The sequence below is a fragment of the Nonomuraea deserti genome, from assembly GCF_004348685.1.
Taxonomy (GTDB): Bacteria; Actinomycetota; Actinomycetes; order Streptosporangiales; family Streptosporangiaceae; genus Nonomuraea; species Nonomuraea deserti.
Genome location: NZ_SMKO01000390.1, coordinates 1 through 1,885, shown reverse-complemented (window position 1 = coordinate 1,885; position 1,885 = coordinate 1). Strand labels below are relative to the sequence as shown.

At 63.6% G+C, this 1,885-nt stretch carries 3 protein-coding genes; 1 reads left to right on the top strand and 2 read right to left on the bottom strand.

Going from position 1 to position 1,885, the window contains the following annotated elements:
- Nucleotides 1–346: 346 nt before the first annotated feature.
- Nucleotides 347–841 carry a DUF402 domain-containing protein gene (locus tag E1292_RS50230; protein ID WP_132606850.1) on the top strand — a complete coding sequence of 165 codons (495 nt, stop codon included), beginning with the start codon at nt 347–349 and terminating at the stop codon, nt 839–841.
- A gap of 321 nt (nt 842–1,162) precedes the next feature.
- Here E1292_RS50230 and E1292_RS50225 read toward each other — a convergent pair whose 3' ends face one another.
- Nucleotides 1,163–1,429 carry a DinB family protein gene (locus tag E1292_RS50225; protein ID WP_281284168.1) on the bottom strand — a complete coding sequence of 89 codons (267 nt, stop codon included), beginning with the start codon at nt 1,427–1,429 and terminating at the stop codon, nt 1,163–1,165.
- Nucleotides 1,430–1,453: 24 nt separating this feature from the next.
- Nucleotides 1,454–1,660 (bottom strand): DinB family protein, encoded by a 207-nt coding sequence (locus E1292_RS50220; protein WP_132606848.1) that lies wholly within the window; start codon nt 1,658–1,660, stop codon nt 1,454–1,456.
- Between the last annotated feature and the right edge of the window lie 225 nt (nt 1,661–1,885).

The window sequence follows — 1,885 nt, the reverse complement described above, 5'->3', positions numbered from 1 at the left end:
CTCCCGCCCCGCCCAGCCGACGCGGAGGCACTGGCCGACCAGCTCAGGACGTACGCCAAGGCTGGAGCGTCCGAGTTTCACCTGTACCACGCCGGCCTGGCCTCACCGCAACGCCTGAAAGCCATGAGAGAAGCTCTTCGTCTGCATCCCTAGCCCGCTGGCTCACGGAGGCGTCCCTTACCCAGCAGAACCCGGCTTTCCACACCCCCACTGCACACAATGCCCGCAACCCGCCTGCCCCGATGCCACACCGCACAGCTACTCCAACCCCTCGCGACCTCCAGCACACGCAGCCCGGGCGGGGTGGTCGAGCGACAGCCGTCCGGCGGCGGATAGGTTTCCCTCTGTGACAGATGTACGGGTCGTGTTTCGAAAGTTCGGCGGAGCATTGCACTGGAACCACCCGGGCCGCCTACTCGGCGAGGACGAGCACGGCGTCTGGGTGGAGGTGCCCGGCGGCACGGTCGCCCGCAAAGGCGATGGGCCACCCGTCACGTGGGAGACAACCGCGATCATGCTGTTCCCTCGTAACGCCTGGTGGACCGCTTCGTTCAACGCCCCACCCCACAAAAGCGAAATCTATGTCGACGTCACCACCATCCCGGAATGGAGGGACGGTGAGGTGACCATGCTGGACCTCGACCTGGACGTGATCCGCCTGCGCGATGGCAGGCTCGTCCTCGATGACGAAGATGAGTTCGCCGAGCATCAGGTGCTGCTCAATTACCCACCCGAGTTGATATCGCAAGCGGAGGAGACCGCACGCTGGCTACTCGATGCGGTAGGGGAGAGCACGGGCCCCTTCGGCGGCGCACACATGCAATGGCTGACAATGCAGTGAACTCTGCGAAGGAGCGACTTCGACGAAAACAAGAAAGGCCAACTTGGCCGGATATCGTTGGTTAACCGTCAATCCCGTAGTTCACCGCTGATCGTTCCAGTGCCCGCCACCAGGGCCCTTACGGGAACACGCCCAGGATATAAGGCGCGCCGCCCCTCGGACCACGTCCCATGCGATTTGAGGTCAGCCATCAGCGAACGGCTCCGATTTGAGGTCAGCCATCAGCGCGCGGCAGCGAAGCCCTGCCGCGCACGGCCGTCAGGAACGCCCTGATGAGAGCCGGGCCCTTCACCCCCGGCGACGTCTCCACGCCGCGAGTCGTCACTTTCGCTCCCAGATCCGTCCGGTGGCCCAGGCGAATTCCCAGGCTTGGATGTCCGGCGGCTCGATGCCCAGGCCGGTCAGGATGGCGCAGACCTGCTCGCGGTGGTGGTTGGCGTGGTTGAGGGCCTGAGCCACGAAGATGCCGGCTCGGACCTCACGAGTTCCGTTGTCCACGATGACTACGCGTTCCACGTCGATCGGCTTGGCCAACACCTGCTCCCAGAGCTGCTCGGCCTGCGAGGCCCAGCCATGGAGCTTCTGCAGATCGGCGTCCTCATCACTGTCGATTCAGGCGAGCTCGGACTCGGCCAGACGCCGTATGTAGCTTCCGTCCGACACGATGATGTGGCGGAGCGTGGCGAGGATGCCACCAAAGGTGCCGACGCCACGGACCTCGAGCTGTTCCCCGGAGAGATCTCGGTCCTGGCAGAACCTCACCAACTCCTTCGTCGCCCAGTTGTTATGGCGGACCGCGTCGAGCAAGACCTCGTTCATCGTCCCCCTCTGTTCCAGCAACAACGACGATCCTGCCGCGATGTCGCCAGGGAACGCAACGCATATTCAACGACCCCATCCCAGCGAATCGACCACCGGGCCACCTTGACAGCAACCGGGACCGAGCCCCCACCCGAACCGGACTGCCACCCGAACCTGTCTCTTATACACATCTAAAAAAAAAAAACACAAATGACAATGGGAGCGCAGGTGTGTGCACTACCA

What these genes read in the sequence shown, in the direction of transcription:
- E1292_RS50220 (WP_132606848.1), bottom strand. Translation starts at nt 1,660, where the DNA reads ATGAACGAGGTCTTGCTCGACGCGGTCCGCCATAACAACTGGGCGACG.